Origin of the sequence: Wolbachia endosymbiont (group A) of Anthophora plumipes, from assembly GCF_964028115.1 — a bacterium.
Lineage (GTDB): Bacteria > Pseudomonadota > Alphaproteobacteria > Rickettsiales > Anaplasmataceae > Wolbachia.
The window spans coordinates 679,700-702,256 of record NZ_OZ034756.1; the positions used below are offsets into that span (position 1 = coordinate 679,700).

The following is a 22,557-nucleotide window of genomic DNA, read 5'->3' on the forward strand; positions in this document are numbered from 1 at the left end:
AACAGTAAGTCAGAGGCATTTTAAAAAGAACTTGTTACTCAACAAAACAAGATTTGAAATTTTGTGCAATGCTATTGATTATAGCTAGATATGCATCTTTTCCAGGCTCTATGTCTGATCCAATAGGATCAAGAACTACCATTTTTGCGTCATTAGAAAGAGCATTAGGCTTTATGCTATCTTCTTGTGAATGAGCAAATATACATTTAACGTTTTCTTCCTTCATTATCTTTTTTAGCTTCATTAAACTCTTCATACCTATGTACGAATCCTCTTCTATAGGAAGAATGGCGCTTGGGTGATTTAAACCAAAATATTTTTCAAAATATTGATAAGCATCGTGAGTGACGATGTATTTTTGATTTTTAAAATCATTCAGTTCTTTCACGATTTCTTTTACTTCTTGGTCTATTTTTTTTATGGCTTTTGTTGCATTAGAGTTGTATCGATGGAAATTTTCTTTATCTATTTTAGACAATGTTGCACTTATAAAAAGTACCATGCTCTTTGCATTTTCGGGACTCAGCCAAATGTGTAGGTCTTTTTCATCTTGAGTATTGGTAATTTTTCTAGAAAATGAATGTGGCCGAGCAGGAAGTAGGTTGATTACCTTTGACAATTGCACTAGTTCTTTATTATTTTTGGCGAAAGTTTGAACAAACGTCTCTAAGTTATCGTCAGTGTAAAATATAACATCACTTGATTCCAAATTACTCGCATCAGACGGCTTTAATATATAATTATGCGCAGATGTTGCATAGCCAAGCAATTCCGGTTCTAAAATCCCTTCTGTCACAGAAGCTACAAGTGAGTGGATAGGTTTGATTGTAGCTACAACTTTTAAATTGGATGAAAAGGCAATATTATAGTATAGTGTAAATGAAAGTAATAGAAAAAAAGGCAGTAAATGTCTCATATAAACGTTGAGAAGAAGTTAAATTTTGCCAAAAAGTTAAATAATGTCAATAATCGTGTTCTAAAAATAGAAAATCTTGCTCTCACATATGATGGTAAAAGAATCCTTGACAATATCAATATGTTCATGGAAAGAGGAGACGTAATTACAATACTTGGTCCAAATGGTGGAGGTAAAACCTCTTTAGTGAAAGCAATTGCTGGCATAAATAAAAGCTGTACCGGTAGTATCGTATTTGCTGACAACATAAAAATTGGCTATATGCCGCAAAATTTTAGTATTAGTAATTTGATGCCAATAACAGTTGAATATTTCCTTTTAAATAGCTCCTTGAAAAGACTAAAGAAAAATCAATCCATTATTACAGAAGCGATAGAGTTGGTTGGTATCGGTAACATTTTGAAGAATCAAGTGTTAGAAATTTCTGCAGGGCAAACACAACTACTACTGCTTGCACGTTGTTTAATTGCAGAGCCTGACTTGATCATTCTAGATGAACCAGTCAGTGCAATGGATATTAACGCGCGGGCTAAATTTTATGATATTATAAATAAAATAGCAAAAAAACGATTGGTATCGATTCTTATGACTTCTCATGATCTTAACTCTGCTCTACCATCCTCAGATTACGTAATTTGTATAAATAATACTATCTATTGCCAAGGCAAGCCTGATGAGATTATGAAAAATAGAACCCTAAATGAAATATTTAGCAGTTACGCAGCAAAATGATTCAAAATATTTTGCGTCTTCTGCACATAACTACAGTGCTAACACGTTACAATATATTACCTTATTTACTTCCACCATCAAAGAAATCAATAAATAAAATACAAGGCCATAAGCTAAAGTGTGCTCTTGAAAAATTAGGTCCGGTGTTCATTAAGTTTGGGCAGTCTATCTCATCACGTACTGATGTTTTAAATGAGGATATAACAAATAACTTGTTATTGATATGTGATAGATTGCCATCATTTTCACATAAAATAGCAGTTAAAACTATAGAAAGTGAGTTTAATTGTAAATTGAGCGACATTTTTTCAAGCTTTTCTGAAAAGCCAATTGCAGCAGCATCGATTTCTCAGGTGCATAGAGCGGTTACAACTGAGGGTAAGGAAGTTGCTGTGAAGGTTTTAAGGCCAAATATTGAGAAAACATTCTCAAGGGATATAAAAATGCTTTCTTGGCTCGCAGAAATTGCAGAAAAATTTAGCGAACAATCAAAAAGGCTGAGGCCAATTGAATTAGTCAAAACTTTTGCTGAAATTTGCCGATTAGAGTTAGATCTACGTTTTGAAGCTGCTCACTCTTCAGAACTAAAGGAAAACACAAAAAATGACAGAGGTTTTTATGTACCTGAAATAGATTGGAATAGAACTGCAAAAAAGGTTTTAACATTAGAATGGATAGAAGCAACACCAATATACGAAGTTGAAAAACTGAATAATCGTAAGCAAATAGCTATCAATCTTATAGAATCGTTTTGTAGTCAGGTATACAGGGATTGTTTTTTTCATGCTGATATGCATCCTGGAAATCTAATGGTTGATAGTAATAACAATATTATTGCCCTGGATTGTGGAATCATGGGTAGAATAGATCGTGAGACATGCTATTACGTTATAGAGATACTCAAAGGCTTTTTAAATCGGGATTATGACCACGTTGCAAAAATGCACTTTAAAGCTGGTTACGTTTCATCACAGCATAGAAATTTTGTCACAGCTTGCAGGGCAATAGGTGAACCCATTATTGGGCAGCCTATACAGAAGATTTCATTTGCTAGTTTACTTGCTCAGCTATTAAAAATAACTGGTGATTTTGATATGAAAGTTCAAACACAATTGTTATTGCTGCAGAAAACTATGATTTTACTGGAAGGGACATGTAGAAAGATCTACCCAGAAATCAATATGTGGAAAGTAGTTGAAGCGTGGATAAGCAGTCAACATGAAAGTAAAATAGGGTATAGGGAAAAAATTAGAAATTCTTATCCTGTAAAAACAATCCAAGGGATATTTAGCCTTATAGAAAAATTAAACCTAATAGCTGATAAAAAATTAGAAAACATCCAAGTTAAAAATAAATCAAATGGAAAAGTCTATTTTTTACTGTGGTTTGTAATTATAATTCTAATCGTTAAATTTTTAATTTTTTAAACTATGGGAAAAAACTGCGTCAAACCCAATTTTTAATTCAACTTAATTTTTAATCTGCAGGAGTCGAGTTGAGAATGTCCAATTTTCCACTTTCTTTATAGCATAACATACTTCAGTCCTGATCCGCCTCTTGCTCCTCTTGAAGCCCAATAGCTCACCACTTATGTGTAAATTAATCGTTAATGTTGTACACGTTCTTTTCTTTTTCTACTCTCTCTTGCTCTTCAATACAATATATAGCAAGCGGATTAGCTTTAAGTCTTTCGACTCCTATTTCTTCTCCTGTTCCATCGCAGTAACCATAAGTGCCTAATTTTATTTTTTCTAACGCCTCCTTAATCTTTTCTTTTCTATCTTTTCGGCGCTTGATTAATTCCTCATTTCCACTATCTCCATCAGAATAGTATGTATCAATACTATTATCTTCTAGTTCTTGTTTCTCCAACTCAGCGAGTATTGATTGTAACTTTAAGCTGAAGTATTCCAGTTGTTTTACGCTCATATATTCTTCATCTTCTGAAGGAGTATAATCCTCTGGTGACTTTATTTTCGGTAACTTTTCCATAATTGCATTATCAAAAAAATAATAAAACCTATATAACTTATGAACAAAAAATTATACTACCCTCAAAGTAAACACTATAATTTATAATAAACATTTAAAAGCCTAGTATGATCGACTTAGTAAAAAAATTAGTAATAGATGGTAAGAACCTTACCTATATAGTATGTATTTTTATTATAATGTTAAGTTTACCTTCATTTACACTTGAAAACAACAATAAACAAGAAGTTATGTTAACATTAACATGGATATGTGCTACATTTGTTTTGCAGATCTCTACAAATAATTTGTTTACATCTGATTATCATGATGGAATATTAGAGCAAATCTTTGTACAGCCACTCTCTTCTAGGCTTATAGTTGCTTATAAAATTTTCGCTCACTGGTTATTATTTGGGCTACCGATTTCAGTGGTTTCTTCCATATTCAGCTTTGCAGTTCTAGGCAATAGTATTGAACACTCAATAGCAGTTGGAGTGTCTTTATTATTTAATACGCTGATAATCATTAATATTTCAGCTACTGGAAATGCATTGATGATTGGTCGAAACAACTTAGCATCAGGAGTATCGCAAATCCTTGTTTTGCCAATGATAATGCCAACCTTTGTGTATTTTAAAATGCTAACTCAATTTGAAAATTTGTCCTTGAATATTTATACACTACTAATCACCATGTTAATTTTTGTCGTTTTGATTGTTAACAGCACTATAACTACTCACATGGCACTAAAATTTGCTGTGGAACAGGATTGAAAAATCTTACTGTTATTCAGTAGGTATCCGTTTAGCAGAGTGGCAAAATAGGTAGACAAGATAAACCAAAAAATCAAGAAAAAGTGAGTTTACAACAAATGGTGTCATGCAAGTAGCTGACAACATAGAAACGAAAAAACTTACTTGACAAACTCCGCCAGCCCCTTATTATGAAACTGAAGCTATTTATTTATCTTCTCTGTACAGATTAAATGACAAAAAAACTCAACGTATTTGGCGTCTCATGTTTAATTTTTTGCACTATGTGCACTCTATGTCTTTATCAAATTTCTAGGTTTTTACCTATACAAGCTGAAATACGCTTATAAAGCATTTAAAACATCAAAAAACGCCAACTTAAAAAATGGATAGTGAATAATTAGCTACCCTAGGGTTTCTTTTGCCTTTTTTTCTGTTTAGTAAATTTCTTAAACATTTATGACTAAAGGTTAGTTGCATTAAAAAGCAGCTAAATCGCGGTTATTAAGCGTTTAGAATAAAAAAACGCCATACTTGAAAGTATAATGTAAGTAATTAGCCAACCACGGGGCTTCTTTTGCCTTTTTTTTATTTGGTAAATTTCTTAAATTTTATAGCTAATCAGTACTGGGATGACAAGAAAGGAGCACTGCTATTATAGAGTGAAATGAGATCCCAGTGTCACGCACTGGGATGACATTATAGGGGCTACTGGGATGACATTATAGAGAGGCACTGGGATGACACCCTGACAATCGTCATCCCGCTACTTGTTAGCGGGATCTGCTGTGGCGACATAAACTCAAATCATTTCAAATTTCAATCCAAAGAGGTATCATTATGTCAAACAATTTCAATTTTAAAGAATTTTTTAACCACTATGAAACAAATAGTACGTCAGATGATATACAAAGGTATTATTTGCTGTGGAAATCAGTAATAGCGCAGGCAATGACTGATGCAGCAAGTCACTGTAAAAAAACAGAAAGCTTGGTAGAGAAACGTAAGGCGATTTCTTGGTTATCGGACTTTAGTCAAGATTTTGCACACACATGTATATTGGCTGATTGTGATCCGGTATACGTAAAAAACAAAATACAGCCAATCTTAAAAAGCCTTACTAGATAAAGCCTTTTTAATGAGGTTTACTCCTTTTACCGAAAAAAATATCATTCAATCTCCTATCTATAGTTGCCTCTATATCTTTGATTAATAGCTGCTTTATTATGTTTACTTTCCGCTTTGCATCTTGAGCGTGATGCTCACTGTTATTGCTGTAATTATTCTTATCACTATAACTACTGCCACTTGGTTTACTACTGTTACTGAACTCACTACCCTTTTTTCTTCTTGTGCTGAGTATCTGCACTATCTTTTCCTTTAAAAAAGACTTCCAGCCTGTGCTAAGGAACAACTTATAGAGAAAATGCGGAGTAAGGAATGCTACTAATATTCGAATAGAAATTCCGTAACCGAGGTCTTCCCTATTTTCATAATACCACTTGCAATATTGAAATAAATGGTAAAACGCATTTTTGAAAGAGCCAAATTCTACAGCATACCAAAAACCATTGCTGAGAAACATGAGCACAATGCTGGATGTGTAAAGATACATTGTGAAGAGAGACAGTTTCACAATTATATCTTTTAGACTACCTAATATATAATTCAATAATCTTAATTTATAGAAAAGTGATATCATTTCACACCCACTTCAATATGGCTGGGGTGGAAGGATTCGAACCTTCGCGTGACGGTATCAAAAACCGCTGCCTTACCACTTGGCTACACCCCAATACTACTTACATCAATAACACTATTAGCCCAATTAGTAAAAGATTTATTTGCTTTTTCTATGGACATCACAGCAATAGCTGGCTGATCATAAGAATGCATTGCTTCGATTTTTTCTACAATTTTATCAATTTGATCATTTTTGCTCTTCATAATTGCTACTACTTCACAACTATTACTAATTTTACCTTCCCATAAATACAGAGAATTCACTTCGGGAAATATATTTACACATACAATTAATTTCTCGTTTAACAATTCTTCAGAAACAGTTTTAGCCTCCTTCAAACTTGAAAAAGTTGTATAAATCAAAACTAAATTATTCATTAGAATCTACGTAAATGCATTTCTACTATACTCCACTTAGGTTTATTCATCAAGAGAAAATAGATGAGATTTTTCTGTTATTCTAGCACTCTCTTCTGTCATTCCAGTGCCTCCTTCCCCTGTCATCCGAGCACTCTCTTCTGTCATTCCAGTGCTTCCTTCCCATGTCATCCCAGTGCGTGACACTGGGATCTAGGAATTTTGATTGAGCACTAAGTTGGTAAACATGAAAGTGGCTAACATTTTTTAAAACACAGCGTTTTCGATGGGATTGCGTGAAATGGCTAGATCCCAGTGTCACGCACTGGGATGACAAAAAAGGGCACTGGGATGACAAGAGAGGGCGCTGGGATGACAAGAGGGGGTATTGGGATGACAAAAAAAGGAGGCTACTGGGATGACAAGAGGGGGTATTGGGATGACAAAAAAAGGAGGCTACTGGGATGGCAAGAAAGGAGCAGCAGGATGACGCCTCACCATGTCATTCCAGCGCTTGACGCTGGAATCCAGCCTTTTCATAATCATCAAAATGTTGTATTTTAACATAAAACGGCTACTTTTATGCTTCCCAACTTAATAAAATTCCTGGATCCAAGTAGTCAAGGCACTGGGATGACACCTTCCCTAGTGGAGAAATCATAATGTTCATACGGTTGTGCGCATAACGCTGGGATTTTTCTATAGTTTAAAAACAAAAAAAGGATGTTACTCAATGAGTAACATCCTTTTGAAGAAGGTGAGTGATTTTGCTTAGTCCATTTTCACTTTCACACCTGCAAGATGATGAACGCTATTTTTACCTACTTCCGTAGAAGGCTGTCCCACCAGTTTGTCCAGATAACCTGTTTTTTTCAGTTCTGCACGAGCTTCGGATAAGTTATTTTGAGAAAGATTTAGCTTCTTTGGTATAAGAGGATCAGGTAAATCTCCACTATCAACCCTGCCAAAGGGGTCCAAATTAATAAAAGGACTTTTTCTTTTCGGTGTAGAAGAATCAGATGAACCTCTTCCACTATCAAAAGAATTACTGCGAGTGAGAGTTCTGTTACTCAAACTATCCAGGTTTTGCGCCACAATAGGATCACTGAGAACATCTTCACTGAAAGAACTTTGTCCATTTAAGTTAGTCAATGAGGCGCTTCTAGGTAGTTCTGGTGGAGCAACTGGAATAGGCTGCTTACCAGAAAGTCTTCCTCCTGCTGTTGCAGTTTTACCAGTATTTTCAATGGGAATAGGAGTATCAACGTAAAAAGTGCTCTTTCCTACTTGTCTAGACAACGTGTCTGATTCAGAAAGAACTTGATATTTAACATTAGTAGTTTCTTCTGGTGCTTTTTTACCCCCCAACCATAATGGCACTTTAAATGGAGCAGTTGTTTTCACTTCTTTATGCTTCGCAGGATTTAACAATTCCGCTTCGCTGCTAACAGTACTGTCAGTCCTTACAGAATCTAGTGAACTGCTTTTTGACAAGCTGCTAGTTGATTGTGTAGAGTCTTTTCTTCTCAGTGAAAAGACTGATGAAAGTGAAAAAGACTTACTAGCTTTTCTTTCTTCTGCGTCTTTTGCGTTGTTACGCCTCACAGATTGATCAAATTCGTATCCTCTTTTACATTCTCCAATAATCCTCTTAATTTCATCGTGATGCTCAGAGAAAATTTCATAAAGATTGTTATTATTTTTAGACAACAAATTTTGCAACTTCTTAGCGTCTAATTTATTGACAAAATCTGCTTGCTGTTTCAACTGATTGATCAACTGGTCCTTTTTGGCACCTTGTGGACCACCAACAGAATAAGCTTTCTCTAATATTTTTTCTCCCAGCTTAGAAAATATTTCCTTAGTTAAAGCAGAGCTATTCACGGCTTTGTCTTCAAGAACTTCCTTAATAAACATCTCCTTTACACTATTGAAATTCCTTGTTTTTTCTTCTGTTTTCAAAACAACAGTTTGACCTTCGTTACCTATTGAATATGGAATGGCGTCTAAACTAGACATACTTTCACTTAAATTACTTAAACTGCGCCCCATTTTTCCTAACGTAGCACCAGTTCCCTCTCTTGTTGCTCGTCTCACAGAACTTATAGCTCCTTTTACTGAATGATAACCTTCTCTTGCTTTTTCTGCAGTATATACTGACGCGTCCTTAACTCTCTCGGCAGTATATTTCGCCCCATCAACTGTTTTTTCTGCTGACCATTTGAGCCCTTTGAATGTGTATTCAACTGCTTTATAAGCAAAAAATAGAGTAAGGGCAACTATTGCACCTGTTGCAGCAACCGGTAAAGCAACTGCCACAAATGGAAGTAATGCACCAACCATCACACCTACTGCACCTACTGCAATCATTTGCTCTTTTGCAGACCAATTAGAGAAATTTTTTATATCTTTTAGTTTATCCTGCACAGTTTCCATGAAAGGAGAATTTTTTTTAACAGGACTTGAATTTGTTTGTTTACTGGCTAACATTTTAAACCTCACTATTAATTAAATATATTCATATTGTACACCCTCGATTCTTAAGTTAGTGTTAATTTGACTGTTAATGTTCATTTGTCTTTGAATAATTCTGCTTGACGTGTTTTTTGGAAGCGTAGAAAATTAGGTCAAGAAGCCGGAGTATTTATGAGGTGCATAAAAAGGGCACTCATCTTTTTGGCTGTTATAACTTTAATAATAATAGCTTTACTATTTAGGTATAATTCCCATTTTCACGAAGACGTAGTGCACTTAAAGAGTGACAACAAAGAATTCAAAAAAAAGCCAGAAAATTCTATAGAGTCGACCATACTACATAGAGAAAAGGAAGTGTACGATCATGTTTTCCATCCTGATGATTAATTTGTAAATAAAATAGCAATTTATGTTTGCATTTTCTTATTAAAGAAGTAATATTAGCGTATTAATTATAGAATCAATCGTTATGTTTGATGAGAATAATCCTTGGAATTTGGGAAAGAAACCGGTAGGGAACAAAACTCCTAATAATGAAGATATTTTAAGTAAAGCTGTATCTGATGTAAGATTCTTTCTTAATGGATTAACCAGAAACAGGGGCAAAAAACCTTATTTCATCATTTTCATTATTTTACTGTTCTATGCTTGCACTGGCTTTTATATTGTCCATCCTAGTGAGGAAAGTATAGAACTTACCTTTGGTAAATATTCTAATACAGAAACACCTGGTTTGCGTTATCACTTCCCCTACCCTATTGGCAAGGTTTTTAAAGTGAATGTTAAGGAAGTAAATCGTGAAGAAATTGGGGTAAGTAATTCTTATGGGCGAGACACAGATCGCGGTGAAGGTGTGATGCTAACTGGAGATGAAAATATAGTCAACGTTAACTTCGAGGTTCAGTGGCGCGTTAGAGATGCTAAGGACTATTTATTCAAAGTGCGGGATTACAAACCCGGTTTCAGTGTTAAAAATGCTGCTGAAAGTGCCATGAGAGAAATAATAGGTAAAAACACGATCTCTTTTGCACTTGGTCAAGGCAGACCAGAAATTTCTAGAGATACTAGAATTCTATTGCAGCAGATTCTTGATGGATACCAAATGGGCATAGAGATTTTATCTGTTCAAATGAAAAAAATTGATCCACCAGAAAAAGTAATCAGTTCGTTTAGAGATGTACAAAGTGCTCGTGCAGACAAAGAGCGTACTATAAACGAAGCATATGCTTATAATAACGATATTATACCTCGAGCAAAGGGTGAAGCGATAAAGATAAAATTAGATGCAGAGGCATATGAGAATGAAGTAATAAATGAAGCAAAAGGTAATGCAAATCGCTTTTTATCTCTTTATGAGGAATATAGACAGAATCCTTCTCTCGTTAAGAATCGTATTTATCTTGAAACTATGGAAAATATTTTCAGTAAGGTAGACAAAGTTGTTGTAACTGATGATCTGAAAGGTATGTTTTCTTATTTACCTCTTACAAATTTAGGGAAATAACCATGAGTAGTAATATTAAAATTGTTTTTGTTTCTGTATTTGTTGTTTTATTGATTGTTTTATTTAATTCAATATTTGTTGTGCAAGAAACAAAGCAAGCGATAGTTATACAACTCGGTAAAGTTGTAAGAGATGTTAGAGAAAGTGGCTTATATTTTAAGTTACCATTCATAAACAGTGTAGAGTTTCTTGATAAAAGAGTTTTAGATTTAAGTCCTGATAAGATCCCAAGGGAAGTGATAACAGCGGATCAAAAACGTATTATAGTAGATGCGTATGCAAAATATAAAATAACAAATCCTGTTACTTTTTACCAGGCTGTGAGGAATGAATCAGGGCTGGTTAGAAGATTGTATCCGGTTATAGAAGCACACATAAGAGAAAATATAGGCAGATTTTCGTTGATTAGTTTGTTGAATGAAAAAAGATCAGAGGTTATGCAATTGATTCAACGTGGAGTTTATTCTGAAGCTGAAAAATTTGGCATAGAAATAATAGACGTAAGAATTAAGAGAGCAGATTTACCAGAAGAAAATAGTTCTGCAATATTTCGCCGTATGCAAACTGAAAGGGCAAAAGAAGCAAAAGAAATTAGAGCAGAAGGAGAGCAAGCTGGGCAGGAAGTTAGATCAAAAGCTGATAAATTAAAAAGGGAAATTATCTCCAGTGCAGTAAAAGAATCATATGAAATAAGGGGCCGTGGTTATGCTGAAGCAACTAGAATTTATAATGAGGCATTTAAGGTTGATGAAGAGTTTTTTAACTTTTATCGCTCTATGAGCGCTTACAGTAAATCATTTGCCGAAAATAATACTAAATTTGTACTTTCACCAAACAATACCTTTTTAGATATTTTAAACAAAGGATGGAAATAATTTATGAAAAGTAAGGCATTTATTTTATCTATATTTGCATATTTTCTAATTGCGTTTTCTTCATACGCTAATATGTTTGATTGGAATGCAAAAAAGGTCGTTGATGCTAGCACTACTGCATGTAACTGTAATCAAGGACTTGCCGATTTAGTGGAAGAACTCATTCCTGCGGTTGTAAATATTTCAAGCGAACAAATAATCAAACAAGAAAGTAACAATAGAACTAAAATCCCTTTTATGCCAAGAAATAATTTCTTTGATGATTTTAGAGAATTTTTTGAGCATTTTGATCAGTTTTTTATGGATAGGGGCCCTAGTGTTAACAGAGAGGTGGTGTTGCTTGGTTCTGGGTTTATTCTAGATAAAGGTGGAACTATAGTAACCAATTATCACGTTATTAAAAACGCCCAAGATATCACAGTTACTATGAACGATAATACTTATTTCAAAGCAGAAGTTTTAGGCTATGATGCAAGAACTGATCTTGCTGTGCTTAAGGTTCATTCTAATAAAGATCTTCCTTTTGTTGCATTTGGTAATTCTGATACAGCAAGGGTTGGCGATACAGTTATTGCAATAGGTAACCCATTTGGTTTGGGTAGCTCTGTAAGCACAGGAATTATATCTGCAAGGTCCAGAGACATTAGTATCGGCACTATGAATGAATTTATTCAAACTGATGCTGCAATTAATAGAGGCAACTCTGGAGGGCCATTATTTGATTTAAATGGAAAAGTTATAGGCATTAACACCGCTATCTATTCCCCATCTGAGTCTGGCGGTAACGTGGGTATAGGCTTTGCTATACCATCTAATTTAGCTATGTCAATTATTGACACATTAAAAAGTGGCAAAAAAATAAAACATGGTTGGCTTGGTGTGCAAGTTCAGCCTATAACGAAAGAATTTGCTGAGTCTTTGGGTTTAAAAGATACAAAAGGTGCACTGGTTGCAAGTATAGTAAAGGATAGCCCTGCAGAAAAAGGTGGAATTAAGGTGGGTGACATATTATTAGAATTTGATGATAAAAAAATTGATAGAATGACACAACTGCCTCAAATGGTTTCAAGAACTGAACCTGGAAAAAAAGTACAAATTAAGTTACTTAGAAAGGGCAAAGAGGTCAATATTAAGGTTGTGATTGAAGAATCTGCAAATGATGGTCAAGGTAATAATCAAGAAGAAAATAAATCAACATCCGATTACATAACTGGTTTAACTGTTTCAAACCTGCCAAAAGAATCAAAAGAAAGTAATCCTACAAAAGGTGTGATAGTTATTAATGTAGATAGTAACAGTAATGCCACGCTGCGTGGTATTAAAAAAGGAGACATTATTATCCAATTAGATGGAACCGATATAGAAAATACTAATGATTTTCAAAAACAAGTTGATTCAGCAGTAAAGAAAAACGGTAAAGATTCAATAATGTTGCTCATTTACCGCAATGGAAATCAGTTTTTTACTTCAATAAAGTTAAAAAAATAGCTGGCTTGCAGATTATTCTGTAAGGCAACATTTTGCGTTACTTCCTGTCACCCCAGTGCTCGACACTGGGATCTATCTTCTTTTTTTCTAGATTCCAGCTTCACGCGCTGGAATGACCCCGAAGGGTGAGCGTGGTTATGCAAGAAGTTCTCTGAATTTGTATAGCCAGAAAAATCTTCATAAAATTTACTTCTTCTAAACTCTTCAACTTTCTTCTCATCATTTAGTGAACCATGTTTAGCAAAATATTCATCTGTCCTTTGAATATATAAACGAATCAACTCAGGAAAAGTGTAACCAACTTCATTGTAAGATTTTAAACATGTAATTGGCAATTTGTGTACATCTTTATCAGCTTTTTTAGGATCAATACATTCATCATTCCTTCTTAATATTGTATGTTGCTTGAAAAATTCTTCATATTCCTCAAAATCTTCAAAGATTTCTTTTTTTTGGTAATCTTTCCCTCTACCGTTTTGCTCTATTCTTTCTATTTTTGTCGCAAGCTGCGCTGGTTGTTTAATCGTCTTGTCTCCCTCTCGATTGAAGTACATCATGTAAGGAGTAATTGCATTGATAATTTTGTGTGTTTTCCAATGGCAACCAAAAATCTTTAGTACTAATTTGATTATCGGAGCAAGAAAAATTTTTAATTTCGCTATGAACCAAAAATAATAAAGAGACGCTTGTTTGAGTGAACTAGCAGCATTGCTAACGATACATCTCAAATGTATATCCTTATCTTTAAAATTTTTATGAACCTCTGCAGTTACATGTCCACCCAGGCAGTCTCCGAACAATATGATATCATCTGGTTTTATACCTTCTTCCAATAAGTTAGTTACAACTGCTATACCAGATTTAACTCTATTGCTACGTATCAATGAGCTGTTTCTACTTAAGCCAAGTCCAGGATAATTAAAGAGATGGACAGTAATACCTTGATCTGTAGCCCAATCCCAGTTTTGGGTATAATCTTTGCTAGATTTTAACGCTCTATTCCCGCCAATAAAATATATTAGATGTTTTTCACTTTGATTATTGTTTTGATCTATATTTTTACCAGGAAGCGTTATTGTCTGGATTTTTATCCCATTTCGAGTTTTTATGAACTCTTCCTTAGTGTTTACTCTTTCCGTTGCTGTCATACCTTAATTCTCACTACATCAATTTCATAATACATAAAATCTTTAAAAGAGTCAATCCTCATGAATAAAATCAACTTTTTAAAATTCATTGAACTGTGCTTTCAAACGGTGGTGCCGGGATGTGAGTATAATGATTATCAGTACATAAAAGTCATAGAAGACAGGCTGAAAGCAGCGAATGCTGGCGAAGTAAGGCGCATAATATTCAATATGCCTCCGCGTTCAATGAAGTCCATGTGCATAAGCGTTGCGTGGCCCGCATGGATACTGGGAAATCAACCAACCGCAAGAATAATAGTTGCAAGTTATTCTCGGCTGCTCAGCGAAAAGCACTCGCTTGATACCAGGTGCATAATGCAATCTGATTGGTATAAAGAGCTGTTTCCAGAGGTAAAATTATCCAAAGACCAGAACACTAAATATAAATTCCAAACAGTGCAGAGAGGATACAGAATCGCAACATCAGTTGGAGGGACGTTAACCGGTGAAGGTGGTGATTTTATTATTGTGGATGATCCGCTTAACCCTGCTCAAGCTTTGAGTGAAACATTTAGAAAGCGTGTTACAAATTGGTTCGATCAGACTTTGGTAACGAGGCTCAACGATAGAAAAAAAGGAGTAATTGTGCTTGTTATGCACAGGCTGCACCTGGAAGACTTAACTGGGCACCTCTTATCCAAGCCAAAAAACATATGGCATCACATTTGTTTGCCAATGATTTCTGAAAAAGTGGAGATAATCAACTCAATTACGACACTAGAAAAAGGTTTATATTCAAGAGAAGAGAATGAGTTATTATATCCCCTGGAGGGAGGAAGAGAAGAAGTTGAGATGATAAAAGTTGAACTCGGGAGTTACGCTTTTGCTGCTCAATATCAACAAAACCCCCTGCCGCTTTCAAGTGGTATAATAAAACAAGAGTGGCTAAAGCGCTATAAAAATTTCCCTGATAATCTCTCACATGTAACTCAAAGCTGGGACACTGCAGTTTCAACAAACGATTCCAGCGACTTTAGCGTCTGCACCACCTGGGCAAAAATAGATAATAAATTCTATTTACTTGATGTATATCGAGCAAAGCTTGAGTATCCAAAGCTTAAAGAGCAAGTTCTGTCACTAGCTGCAAGATGGGCACCACATGCAATTTTGATCGAAGCAAAAACAAGTGGTCAGCAATTAACACAAGAGCTAAAGGCAAATAGCGATCTACCGATTATTGAAATAGTGCCACACAATGACAAACTCACTCGATTTTATCAAATTGTTCCGGTGATAGAGTCTGGCAGGGTTTTTTTGCCACAGCAAGCAGTATGGCTCAATGATTTTGAGTACGAAATTTTAATGTTCCCAGAAGCTCGCCACGATGATCAAGTGGATAGTACCGTGCAATATCTGCAATGGATGAGAAAAACTAACACCAGTGCTTTCAGGGTCAGGGACTTTGGCCCCAACCCTAATAAAACGCTTAGATGGTTAAGGTATATCTAAAAACCTAAATTTATTTCCCCAAAGCTTCTGACATATGCTTTACCTGTTGCGGATGTTTAAGCTCTGAAGAGACACCTCCCTTATGTGGCACAGCAGGAGAAGCCGATCCAATAGAACAAAAGCCACTATCTCTATTAACTTTTTCAGAACTAAGGTTATCAGATGACGGTAATTGTGCGTTTACACATCGCATTAAGTTCTCTTCTGGACTCTCGAAAGATTTTGTTATCTCGCATTTCCCCGAAGGAGTATGCGTCAAATATAAATGCTGCTCCTCCCCAGGGGAGAAAGAGTTGGAGTCTAGCTTCTCCTTCATCTCAGAAGAAAGAAATGGGCGTAGTTCCTCCCTCTGATCAAGATCAAGACGTTTTTGCGACTTTAGTCCACTATTAGATTCTACCACGGTAGTACCTTGTGACGGGAGTCCTGGAATACTACCAATAATTGTAGAATGTACAGGAGAAGTCTCTTTTGAGGGTGAATTATTTTTTGCTCTTCTTTCTGAGGCAGATCGTTCAGAAAGAGGTGGTTTTTCAGTTACAAAATCCCCAGGAGCACTTACACTTGAATGCATCGTATCACGCCCTACATCACATCGCTTCAAGCTTGCGTCATGTTGCTTATGCTTAGAAGGTGAAGAGAGGAAACTTTTTATTGTACTTTGGAGACCACCCCCATGTTTCTTCGGAGATTCACTCTCTTGTGACTTTGCTTCAGAACACTCATCACTAACTTGCTGTTTTTCAGGTTCCACACCACAAATGCTCTCCGTACCTTTTGGATAATCTCCAAGAATCCCCAAATCTGGAGAACCTGATAATGACACATACCAAGTACTATTCCCTATTGACGTGCTTTCATTAGCACCTTTCCATGATAAACCACTAAATCCTGGTTCAGTAAATTGCAGTGGCTGCCATTTATTTCCGGACGTGCCTTGTGATAAACAAGGGTTCGTTTGCTGAGCCCGAGCACTAGTCCCTGCTGATCCACTTTCAGCAGCACCTACCTCAGCAGCGCCTACATTATGCGGCAGCACCCCTCGCCTGGGAAAACACGACTGTGGCTCCTGTATCTCTTCAAAGGATGATCTTGGATCGCTACTTGAAGAATGTGCAACAGAATCCTTAGGTTTCGGAGGTGAACTACTATCATAACCACTGTCTGCTTTCCTTTGGTTGGGCGGTGTTCTTAGTCCACTCGGTCCTGCATGTATAGGAGAATTTACTGTTGAGGAGAATCGACTCGAGCCACGTCTCTTAAAATTTTCAGGATCCACTGCAAATTCAAAACGTCCGTTTCTTTCACTATATGCAATTGGAGACTGCATAATTTCAGGAAGTAACTGAGCAATTCTTTCATTAGAGATAGCATAAATTGGGTTTTCAGAATTAGTAATATCTGGATCTGCAGTCTTGCCTCTGATATCACTTATAAGATTTTGATATTTTATATTAATTTTGTACACATCCTTATGCTTTAAAAATTCAAGCTGACCACTATATCTTTCTGTTAAAGGTACAAGGACAAAATCATTACCATTCTCTATTTTCTTTTTGTCTGTAAAAATATCATAATCATAAGCGTTAATTGATTTCCCTGTCAATTTAAAAATAAAATCGCCAAGAACATCTTTAAAATTTTCGACTTTAGAATCTTCTGTGCCTGGAGTTCTAAAATCAAATGCTACTTCCTTTTTAACATATTCTGTTACACTCTTGATTACCTTATCGCTAACGTTTTTGACGTATAACATATCATTTTTATATTCGTAAAAGTCCGAGCTCTTCAGGCCACAGTTTTCTAACCTTGAGTTAAATTCTTTAATATATGCCTGCTTAAAAAATTCAAAAGTCTCTAAATCATATTCCCTCTCAAGGTATTCATCGCTAAAAGCTATACAGTACAAATAAGGCTTACCTATTGCTCCTGTTTTAACAGTTCCTTCCATCCATTCATATGCTTCTTCCTTAGTTATCCCTACTTCTTTTTGTAGACATGCAACCACTTTCGCTCCCACAGCCCTCTCAAACTCATTAGCAAAATGAACCTTCAAGTTACGAATCACTTCATTATTTGTAGAGCCTGCAAGCTTCACTTTCACTATGCCATTACCTAAATCCTCTTTATCAGGATTAGCACCTAGAACAAATGGGAAACAGTTTAAGTTATAATATCTACTTGCTACCTCAGTTCCACCAAGATAGTGCCGCTTTATTATCTCCTCTCCTATTCCTCGCAGATATTCTTTTGTATCAGTATTACTAGCAAATAAACCAACAATCTTTTTACCTTCTACAGTAAAATTAGTATTGATCTTATTACAAGCATAATTATTTAAATTAAACGCTTTAACCAGCTCTTTTATATCCATAACTACCTCTATTAAAAATTGTTAAGAAACAACACTACTTGCTTTTGCCTTTATCTTTACTACTACCGGCACTAGTAGCACTGCTACTACCCAGTTGTGTGTTAGGCTTACTGCTTTCACGTTGCCGCTCGTAGTTTTTATACTTATCAGGACCAATCCATTCTAACCTTTCACTTGGAATCCACGAACCATCAGGTTGAGGTCCTGATTTGCTTTTTTTATCATTTGGCATATTACCCTCCAGTAAAAATATTATGTAACTAATATACTAAAAATAAATTGTAGTGCAAGTACTTTTTTTATATTTTTTAGTATAAATTTTATTCACTCTTTTTTCATAAAACTTAAGTTTTCGAGATTCCGCTAACACGTAGCGGAATGACGAGCTGTCGACATCTATCTATATACCCCTGGATTCCAGTGTTACGCGCTGGAATGACAAAGAAAAGACACTTGGTCTACAACTCTGGATTCCAGCATCACGTACTGGAATGACAAGGTTATGGGTGTCATCCTCCTCTTCCTGTCATCCCAGTGCCCAGACACTGGGATCCAGTTTTTTTTCCATCAAAAACACTCCCTTCTAACATAAAACCATACACTTATCAAACCCAATGCACATCCTGGATTCCAGTGTCACGCACTGGAATGACAAGTCATTGGCAACCCTAAGTTCCCTACGTCATACCGCGATTCATTCGCGGTATCTCAAGCATAGATTCCGCTAACACGTAGCGGAATGACGAACTGTCGACATCTATCTATATGCCCCTGGATTCCAGCATCACGCGCTGGAATGACACCTGTATTTATCTTTGCCATCAATCCCTACTCTTTAATGTCATACCAGCACCTCTTTTTCTTGTCATCCCAGTGCCCAGACACTGGTTTTTTGCAATTCATCAAAAACACTCCCTTCTAACATAAAACCATACACTTATCAAACCTAATGTACATCCTGGATTCCAGTGTCACGCACTGGAATGACAAAAAGGAAACACTGGCCCCTGGATTCCAGCGTCACGGGCTACCCTCCTTTGTCATCACAAATAACCCATAGGTGTCATCCAGTACTGGGATCCGGTGTTCTTTATCACATAAGTAGCTAGCACTAGCTATCTCGATAGTGTATTACCATTCCCTCTTGCTGCACGTTCATTCAATACATCAGTAACTTTTGACTTAGGATTTTCTTTAGCATCACTTGCAGAACTAGCACTAGATTTTCCATTATCAGTAGTTCCTGATGGAGCTTGCCAAGTATCAATTGGATAATCGTGTTTAATAGTGGCAGATTCTTTTCTTTGAGTGTTCCTTTCAGCAACTTTTTTTGCAAGCTTAGCGTAAGGGTCATACGTTTCCTGCTTATTAGTAGATTTGATTCCTTCCTTGTTAACACTATTAATATTACCATTTAGACGGCTTTCTGCGCAACTAGCAGACCCGCTTTTCTTCTCTTTATTATTGTTTCCTTGTTCATCAGCGGGCCGTCTAGCAGACTTGTTTTCCTTTCCATTATCAAGCTTGTTTCCTTGTCCATTAGTGGGCGGCGTGGTTCCTCTTCCATTAACACTAGTATTTGGACGCCTTTCTTCAAAATTAACATACTCGCTTGGCTTAGAATCAAGTTTTATCCCACTTGCCACAGGCTTCTTCTCTGGAACTTTCGGTGGACACACCTCTTTCTTCGGTTCCGCTTTTTCCTTTTCTTTGTCCACTTTTTCTGGTTTTTGTGAATTTTCATGAGATTTTCTTTCAAGCTCAGTAATACGCAATAGATGTTTCAAAGGATCTGACACAATTTCAAGTTCTGGTTTGCTCAGAACAACCGGCCTTACAAATCCGGGTGAAACTTCAAAAAGGAAAACTGGCACTTTAGGTTTTTCTCTTTCATCCACTTTTATTTCTTCACGAACTTCTTTATTTGCTTCTTCCTTTAATGATGTTTTTTCTGCTTTTTTATCTTCTGCTTTAGTTGTTTCTTCTGTAGATGCCTCTACTATAGCCGCCAACTCAACTCCAAACATCTCTGCAAACATTGTAATAATCCATCCGGTAACGGCGAGCTGTAACTTTAATTTAAGATCCTGCAAGGTTTGTAGACGTTCGAGCACCCTTGCAAGCTCTTCTTCTGATAACTCACCACTGCCTAATTTCTCCTGCAATTCTTTTATCTCTTTGTCCAACCTCTTGTCCCAACTCAAATCTAAATTACTTTTGAAGATCTTCTTGACTAACTCCTTAAGCTTATCACGCAAAAACTTAATTATCGCAGCAATCAGGTTTTTTTCTTTCTTCTCCTTGAGCATTTGGTAGATTTTCGGATCATCTACATCTACTTCAAAGAGGTTGAAGAGAGGTTCAAAGAAACTCCAGAAATCTCCCAGTGGTTTTTCACAATCGAGGTAGCCCCCGTCACCATCTTCGATATGTAGCTCTGCTTGAGATGATATTTCATCGATACAACTAGAAGCCTGACGCTCACACTCGAGCCTTCTGAGCAAATCTTGTCTGTCAAGCTTCTCTATGGCTGCTTTCAGTTCATTTAACTTCTGCTCCGCAGAGAAATCTTGCTCCCTGATTTTTCCTTGGAAGATTGAGCTACCGTTTTCGTTATTATCTGAAAAATTTTCCATTATTTTTGTCCCCTCAATAAAATTACTGTCTTTATTGTTACCTGAAAAGCTTTCCATCATTTTTACTCCCTTCATAAAACTTAATAATTTAATTCTACAGTACTAAACATTTAAGAAGTGTTAACGTAAAGATGTCAATAAAATTATTTATATTTTTACACTATGTATATTATATCATACGCCATTTAACCTTTCAATAATATTTTTTATTCTTGCTGCTTTTTCAAGCTCTAGCATGCGCTTTCCTTCTTATTAATGTTCACTTTTGCCTCTACCACCACTTTTTCTTGTAAAGTATTTGATATAAGTTTTATTATACTCTTTGGTATAACATTGTGCAAAGTTATTATATTCAGAGTGTAATGATATAAAATTACCATCATCAAAGAGCAGCTATCAGAGCAACAGAGGCAGAGCAATACAAATAGTAAAAAACTCTCTAAACCTCGATCCGGAAACTTGAAAATGGAGGAAATGCTTATTCACTAAAGATGCTCCAAAACATCCAAGATCTTAACTCTTGACCAACACATTCCCAACAAAATTGTTCTCACGCTTGCTGGAAATGGTTATATTATTTAAGTTATTAGTAACATATATTGCTAAATTAACAATAATCCATTAAAAACTTTCATCAAAAATTATTTCAAAAAAATTTCTAAATGATGGTTGACAAGTTTTAATGATGGAATATCATGCTCAAAATGTAGTTGCTAGCATGGATAGGAAAGCGGTTTTTTCTATTCATTTCAAGAGGTAGCTATGTTGCGTGAGAAGGTGTTTCAGGGGTTTTGTCTTCCATTAGGGAGGGCGTTCTCTACGTGGTGTCCGAGCTTTTTCAAATTAGGCGTTGATGTTATTCAGAGATTTTCTTAATAGGGAAAGATGAGGCACAGTAATTAGCATAAGTTTTGTAGTAAAGGCATGGGGGTTTTATGGATTATGACGAACTAAAAGAAGCAGTTTTTTCTATCATTAAGGACGATGATCCTTACAAGGCATCTACCGTCTTAAACATCAAGATAAAAATTATTGTTTTTTATCATAGCATTTAAACAAATGATGATTTTTCTCATTACAGCAACTAAAGCGACTTTAGCGGCTTTGCCAGAGTCAACTAAACGCTGGTAAAATACTTTCATTTTTTTATTATGACGCATTGCAACCACAGCAGACATGTATAATGCTTTTCGAGCATAAAATCTGCCACCTATGACTTGGGCCTTGCTCACTTTCCTTCCGCTTTCACTAGTTTTTGGTGCAACTCCAACTAGACAAGCTATTTCCTTATTATCTAACCTACCAAGTTCAGGTACCTCTATGAGTAGGATACTTGCGGTTTTCCGTCCAACACCTTTATAGCTAGTTAGCAGTTTGCTTTTTTCCTTCAAATCAGGGTCAGAGTTTATTATGCCTTCTATATCTTTCCTAACTTGCTCTGATTGCTTTTTTGCAAATTCTATCTGTTTTTCTATATATTCCCTGGCTTTTCCTGTAACCTTATGCAAACGACACTTATTTGCGTATTGTTTAGATTGCGCTCAACTGCTCTTAGCTCTTTTAGTTCTTCTTGCTTTTGTGAAACTATGTATTCTATTACCTCGTCATTTTTTGTGATAAATTCAGCATATTTTTCTAGTAATTTTGCATCTAATTTATCTGTTTTTGCAAAGTGGTTGCAGGCTTTTGCAAATGCATATACCCGATTTGGGTGAGCTCTGTGGACAGCTATGTTATACAACTTTATTACAAGTTTCTCATAACCTCCTGTTTACATATAACCTAACAAATACGTTAACTATTTTTGACTTTATAAACTCAGATATAGCTGTCTCTACATTTTCTATACGCTGATGTTTATTGTTGATTGAGATATCAAGTGTTTCTTTTGAAACATCAATACCCATAAAAACTGTTCTAGCCATTTTTGTACCTATAAATATAATCAAATAATAATGCAAATGCTGTACAGGATTGTGATTCGATCTTTTAGATTCCCCTACCGTTCGTACTACATTTTTTAAAGCTAGGAGTGTACTGAGATACCTACGATTTCTATCAATCAATCCAATTGACAGTATCACTCCTTGCTCAT

General features: G+C 35.7%; 21 protein-coding genes, 1 tRNA gene and 1 pseudogene. 10 read left to right on the plus strand and 13 right to left on the minus strand.

Translation table 11 applies throughout. From position 1 onward, the window contains the following. Positions 1–34: 34 nt before the first annotated feature. Entirely contained in the window at positions 35–916 is an 882-nt protein-coding gene (locus ABWU75_RS03505) for a zinc ABC transporter substrate-binding protein (RefSeq protein WP_353286620.1), read from the minus strand. Here ABWU75_RS03505 and ABWU75_RS03510 point away from each other — a divergent pair. Beyond that, positions 908–1,648, plus strand: coding sequence for a metal ABC transporter ATP-binding protein (locus ABWU75_RS03510; protein WP_064124826.1), 741 nt, complete (start codon positions 908–910; stop codon positions 1,646–1,648). The genes ABWU75_RS03505 and ABWU75_RS03510 overlap by 9 nt on opposite strands. Beyond that, positions 1,645–3,075 carry a 2-polyprenylphenol 6-hydroxylase gene (ubiB, locus tag ABWU75_RS03515; protein ID WP_264736205.1) on the plus strand — a complete coding sequence of 477 codons (1,431 nt, stop codon included), beginning with the start codon at positions 1,645–1,647 and terminating at the stop codon, positions 3,073–3,075. The genes ABWU75_RS03510 and ubiB overlap by 4 nt, the downstream gene beginning before the upstream one ends. A 172-nt stretch (positions 3,076–3,247) precedes the next feature. Here ubiB and ABWU75_RS03520 read toward each other — a convergent pair whose 3' ends face one another. After that, positions 3,248–3,640, minus strand: a complete 393-nt coding sequence (locus tag ABWU75_RS03520; protein WP_253302608.1) for a TraR/DksA family transcriptional regulator — start codon at positions 3,638–3,640, stop codon at positions 3,248–3,250. A gap of 107 nt (positions 3,641–3,747) precedes the next feature. Here ABWU75_RS03520 and ABWU75_RS03525 point away from each other — a divergent pair, with 107 nt between their 5' ends. Continuing rightward, on the plus strand, positions 3,748–4,395 hold the full coding sequence (locus ABWU75_RS03525) for a heme exporter protein CcmB (protein WP_353286621.1): 648 nt from the start codon (positions 3,748–3,750) through the stop codon (positions 4,393–4,395). Between the two features lie 819 nt (positions 4,396–5,214). Further along, the gene (locus ABWU75_RS03530; protein WP_264687830.1) at positions 5,215–5,502 is read left to right on the plus strand and encodes a hypothetical protein; all 288 of its coding nucleotides are present in this window, start codon (positions 5,215–5,217) and stop codon (positions 5,500–5,502) included. A 7-nt stretch (positions 5,503–5,509) separates the two neighbouring features. On the opposite strand, the gene ABWU75_RS03535 is transcribed toward ABWU75_RS03530, so the two are convergent. From ABWU75_RS03535 to ABWU75_RS03550, 4 genes are all read right to left on the minus strand, one after another. Next, positions 5,510–5,959 (minus strand): hypothetical protein, encoded by a 450-nt coding sequence (locus tag ABWU75_RS03535; protein WP_253309718.1) that lies wholly within the window; start codon positions 5,957–5,959, stop codon positions 5,510–5,512. A 135-nt stretch (positions 5,960–6,094) separates the two neighbouring features. Then, a tRNA-Gln gene (locus ABWU75_RS03540) sits at positions 6,095–6,169 on the minus strand. Continuing rightward, complete coding sequence (gene cutA, locus ABWU75_RS03545; RefSeq protein WP_264731156.1) at positions 6,160–6,495, minus strand: divalent-cation tolerance protein CutA; 336 nt, start codon at positions 6,493–6,495, stop codon at positions 6,160–6,162. The genes ABWU75_RS03540 and cutA overlap by 10 nt, the downstream gene beginning before the upstream one ends. A gap of 42 nt (positions 6,496–6,537) precedes the next feature. After that, entirely contained in the window at positions 6,538–6,681 is a 144-nt protein-coding gene (locus tag ABWU75_RS03550) for a hypothetical protein (RefSeq protein WP_353286622.1), read from the minus strand. Between the two features lie 108 nt (positions 6,682–6,789). Here ABWU75_RS03550 and ABWU75_RS03555 point away from each other — a divergent pair, with 108 nt between their 5' ends. After that, positions 6,790–7,038, plus strand: a complete 249-nt coding sequence (locus ABWU75_RS03555; RefSeq protein WP_264731159.1) for a hypothetical protein — start codon at positions 6,790–6,792, stop codon at positions 7,036–7,038. Between the two features lie 428 nt (positions 7,039–7,466). Here the strand turns inward: ABWU75_RS03555 and ABWU75_RS03560 are convergent. Then, a pseudogene (locus ABWU75_RS03560) lies at positions 7,467–8,964 on the minus strand (hypothetical protein); the annotation flags it as partial. Positions 8,965–9,418: 454 nt separating this feature from the next. Between ABWU75_RS03560 and hflK the strand changes: the two are divergent. The 3 genes from hflK to ABWU75_RS03575 are packed head-to-tail and all read left to right on the plus strand — an operon-like array spanning position 9,419 to position 12,816. After that, the gene (gene hflK, locus ABWU75_RS03565) at positions 9,419–10,453 is read left to right on the plus strand and encodes an FtsH protease activity modulator HflK (protein ID WP_264687825.1); all 1,035 of its coding nucleotides are present in this window, start codon (positions 9,419–9,421) and stop codon (positions 10,451–10,453) included. Between the two features lie 2 nt (positions 10,454–10,455). Then, complete coding sequence (gene hflC, locus ABWU75_RS03570) at positions 10,456–11,328, plus strand: protease modulator HflC (RefSeq protein WP_353286623.1); 873 nt, start codon at positions 10,456–10,458, stop codon at positions 11,326–11,328. A 3-nt stretch (positions 11,329–11,331) separates the two neighbouring features. Then, on the plus strand, positions 11,332–12,816 hold the full coding sequence (locus tag ABWU75_RS03575) for a DegQ family serine endoprotease (protein ID WP_353286624.1): 1,485 nt from the start codon (positions 11,332–11,334) through the stop codon (positions 12,814–12,816). A gap of 47 nt (positions 12,817–12,863) precedes the next feature. On the opposite strand, the gene ABWU75_RS03580 is transcribed toward ABWU75_RS03575, so the two are convergent. Beyond that, complete coding sequence (locus ABWU75_RS03580) at positions 12,864–13,964, minus strand: alpha/beta hydrolase (RefSeq protein ID WP_353286625.1); 1,101 nt, start codon at positions 13,962–13,964, stop codon at positions 12,864–12,866. Between the two features lie 60 nt (positions 13,965–14,024). On the opposite strand from ABWU75_RS03580, the gene terL reads away from it, so the two are divergent. Then, a complete protein-coding gene (gene terL, locus ABWU75_RS03585; RefSeq protein ID WP_353286626.1) occupies positions 14,025–15,452 on the plus strand; it encodes a phage terminase large subunit in 1,428 nt (475 codons plus the stop codon). Between the two features lie 10 nt (positions 15,453–15,462). Here terL and ABWU75_RS03590 read toward each other — a convergent pair whose 3' ends face one another. Together ABWU75_RS03590 and ABWU75_RS03595 are read right to left on the minus strand one after the other, a co-directional pair. Next, positions 15,463–17,826: a hypothetical protein gene (locus tag ABWU75_RS03590; RefSeq protein WP_353286627.1), complete on the minus strand. Its 2,364-nt coding sequence runs from the start codon at positions 17,824–17,826 to the stop codon at positions 15,463–15,465. A gap of 34 nt (positions 17,827–17,860) precedes the next feature. Continuing rightward, positions 17,861–18,058, minus strand: a complete 198-nt coding sequence (locus tag ABWU75_RS03595; RefSeq protein ID WP_253309710.1) for a hypothetical protein — start codon at positions 18,056–18,058, stop codon at positions 17,861–17,863. 507 nt (positions 18,059–18,565) lie between these two features. Here ABWU75_RS03595 and ABWU75_RS03605 point away from each other — a divergent pair. Continuing rightward, a complete protein-coding gene (locus tag ABWU75_RS03605; protein ID WP_353286629.1) occupies positions 18,566–18,748 on the plus strand; it encodes a hypothetical protein in 183 nt (60 codons plus the stop codon). Between the two features lie 193 nt (positions 18,749–18,941). Here ABWU75_RS03605 and ABWU75_RS03610 read toward each other — a convergent pair whose 3' ends face one another. From ABWU75_RS03610 to ABWU75_RS03620, 3 genes are all read right to left on the minus strand, one after another. Beyond that, the gene (locus ABWU75_RS03610; RefSeq protein ID WP_353286630.1) at positions 18,942–20,522 is read right to left on the minus strand and encodes a hypothetical protein; all 1,581 of its coding nucleotides are present in this window, start codon (positions 20,520–20,522) and stop codon (positions 18,942–18,944) included. Between the two features lie 950 nt (positions 20,523–21,472). Continuing rightward, positions 21,473–21,970, minus strand: coding sequence for a transposase (locus tag ABWU75_RS03615; RefSeq protein WP_341822455.1), 498 nt, complete (start codon positions 21,968–21,970; stop codon positions 21,473–21,475). After that, the gene (locus tag ABWU75_RS03620; RefSeq protein WP_353286631.1) at positions 21,934–22,203 is read right to left on the minus strand and encodes a hypothetical protein; all 270 of its coding nucleotides are present in this window, start codon (positions 22,201–22,203) and stop codon (positions 21,934–21,936) included. Before ABWU75_RS03620 ends, ABWU75_RS03615 begins: the two co-directional genes overlap by 37 nt. Positions 22,204–22,557: the final 354 nt, after the last annotated feature.